This is a genomic window from Streptomyces spiralis, assembly GCF_014654675.1.
Classification (GTDB): Bacteria; Actinomycetota; Actinomycetes; order Streptomycetales; family Streptomycetaceae; genus Streptomyces; species Streptomyces spiralis.
Window position 1 is genome coordinate 287,255 of record NZ_BNBC01000004.1, and the last position, 2,652, is coordinate 289,906.

At 67.0% G+C, this 2,652-nt stretch carries 2 protein-coding genes and 2 pseudogenes; 2 read left to right on the forward strand and 2 right to left on the reverse strand.

Going from position 1 to position 2,652, the window contains the following annotated elements:
• Nucleotides 1–252 (forward strand): annotated as a pseudogene (locus tag IE318_RS07185) (transcriptional regulator); the annotation flags it as partial.
• Between the two features lie 78 nt (nt 253–330).
• Here IE318_RS07185 and IE318_RS07190 read toward each other — a convergent pair.
• Complete coding sequence (locus tag IE318_RS07190) at nt 331–1,068, reverse strand: hypothetical protein (RefSeq protein ID WP_189897685.1); 738 nt, start codon at nt 1,066–1,068, stop codon at nt 331–333.
• A gap of 188 nt (nt 1,069–1,256) precedes the next feature.
• Nucleotides 1,257–1,463: pseudogene (locus tag IE318_RS46845) on the reverse strand (IS5 family transposase); the annotation flags it as partial.
• Nucleotides 1,464–1,864: 401 nt separating this feature from the next.
• On the opposite strand from IE318_RS46845, the gene IE318_RS07205 reads away from it, so the two are divergent.
• On the forward strand, nt 1,865–2,440 hold the full coding sequence (locus IE318_RS07205; protein ID WP_189897687.1) for a transcriptional regulator: 576 nt from the start codon (nt 1,865–1,867) through the stop codon (nt 2,438–2,440).
• Nucleotides 2,441–2,652: the final 212 nt, after the last annotated feature.

Here is a 2,652-nt window from a genome sequence, read left to right on the forward strand (position 1 = left end):
GGGGAGTCGAACTACAACCGGGAGATCTACCGCACCGACTGGATGCACCTCATCCGCTCCCAGGCCTTCGTGAACCTGTGGTGGAAGGCGCACCGCGCGTACGACGAGGGCCTCATGGTCGTCCGCGCGATGGGCACCGACGAGCTGCACGTGATCGGAGACTGGGGCGCGGTCTTCCCCGAGGGCCGCGGCGTCACCGAGATGAAGGTCAAGGACGTCTACACCGTCGGCACACCCGCCGCCACGGACTAGGACCGACTACGGCCCGTTGCGAAAGTCTCGGCATCGCCTGCGGCTGTAGGCCACGGCCGCAGGGAATCTCTCCGTCTCTTATTGCGGTCTCATGAGGTCCAGGTCCTCGCCCCATGCCTCCAGTACCTCGCTGTGTCCGGCCTCTCGGGCTGCCGCCTCGACAAGGGCGAACAGGTGCCGCTGCAGGGACGGGTCGCCTGTTGCCGAGATGTGGTCCACGGCACGGAGCAACATGTCGGTGTCCCAGCCCGGCAGTGGATGTCGGGCAAGCTCCCATTCCAGGTACTTGTTGTAGGGGCGGGGGCGGCGGTCGATGGCGAAGAGCAGCTCGAGCAGGAACCGGATGCTGTCGGCGGCGTCCAGGCGAGCGGCCAGGGCCTGGCCGTCCCGGTGGTTCTTGATGGAGCGGTAGAGCGAGTTGGCGTAGGCGTCGAGCCAGCCACTGGCACTTTGGAATGCCTCATCTGCATCCAGGCGCGCCTTGTCGGCGAGGATCCGGGCGATGCCTCCATCGAGCCGGTCGAGCACGACGTGGGCTCGGGCGAGGGCGTAGCGTTCAAAGCCGGGCATTCCGGCTGCGCGGAACTCGGTGAGGGAGATGATGACGAGGTCCAGCTCGGCGGTGCGGTGGCCGGCGAACCGGGTGAGATCCGTCGTGGCGTCGTCGGCGAGGACCACGTACAGATCGTGGTCGGAGTGTCGGGTGATCATGCCGTCGTGAGCTCGGGAGCCTTTAAGGACGAGGCCGACGACGGCTGGGTCGGCGGCGGCGAGTTCAACGAGTGCGTCGTAGGTGAAAGGCTGCTGAGCAGTCATGGTGTGGATCTCCGCTGGGGTGATGACGGGTATGCCTGCTGGGGCGGCCCCTTGTTCGAGAGGCGCCCTGCACCGTCTGCGGCTGCACAGGGCCGCCGCCCAAGAGATCAACGCACATCCGGACCCTATCTCCGGCCGGGCCGTGGGGCAGGGCATTCGGGGAGACGTCGGCACGCCGGCCTCCTATGTCACAGCCACTCGTTGAGGACTGCGACCAGCACGGTCGCCTCGTATCGGACCGCGAGCTTGTCGTATCTCGTGGCCACGGCCCTGTGACGCTTGACGCGATTGATCCCGCACTCGACAGCATGCCGCTCGCGGTAGTCGGTCTTGTCGAACTTCGGAGGCCGACCGCCCCGGGAGCCGAATTTGTGACGATTGCGGACCCGGTCTGCCGGCGATACGGGTGCCCCGACTCGGCCCTGGACGGCCTCGCCGACGACCTGACCGGGTGCGGGCCGATAAGGCGTACGACTCCCGCAGCAACCGGGCCTACCTGCGCAGACGCGGAATCAAAGTGCGCTCGCTGACGTGAACGCCACATCACCGCACAGGACTGCCGTGCCGGCAGGGCAGAATGTACGGCAAGGGCCGGACCGCGCGAAAGGGCGAGCGACGGCGCAGTTCAAAGCGGAGTGATATCGGGGCAGTGCGGGCTGCAATTCTGCTGTCCCGACCTGTCTCCAGCCATCGTGAGGCTGTACTTTCGCGTCTCGGAAGCCGGTAACCTTGACACACGCTCAGAGATACGTGCGCTCGCGGTTCTGTCAAATGTACGCAGGCTGAGGAGACGGTGGTGCCGGAGAGGAATATCGAGTTCGGCACATACGGTGCCCGTGGCATCAAGGGACACGAGGCCGTCGCTCGCCAACTCGATGCGCTCGCCGGCTTCGTCGCCACGCCGATCACGGCACGTCGTGGCCTGCTCGCCCGTCTGCACTACCTCACCCGCACCGACCACGCCCGTCAGGCGGCCCGCGAGGCCGGCCTGACCGTCACCGACCGCACGCTCAGGGCGTGGCTGGACGGCAAGCGCAGTCCGTCGAGGAAGAACCTGGCGCGCATCCAGGCGGCCTACCGCATGGTGCGCCGGCAGAATGTCGCCCGCTATCTGCTCGCGCGCCTCAACCGTGAAGGCCGCGGCACCCGCGTGGAGTTCCATCCGCTCAATCAGTCCCAGGTCGGCCGGCCCCGCCAGCGCGTGGTCTCCTACCGCACGCTCAACGTGCGCCACTGGGACCGCATCGTCGAGGCATGGGCCAACGACGACGAAGAGGCCATGGATGACGCCTGGGTCAGTGACGCGGTGGTGGACCTCGGCTCCGAGTGGGGCCAGTACGAGTACGTCACCAACATCGGGTTCGCCGCATAGCAGGGCCCCGGTTCGGCTGCCGCAGGCGCACAGGCCCTAGTACAGACAGGCCTTCTTGCCCGGTACGGACGGCGAGGCCGTCCCTGGGAGGAGGGCGTGGCTGAGCTGAGTGGGTGGCTCGCCATCACGGTCCTAACAGGTCATCTCATTTGGTTCGTTCGGTAGCCTGCGGGTGTGGGGATCGTCGAGCGGCTGGTGCCGGATGAGCTGTG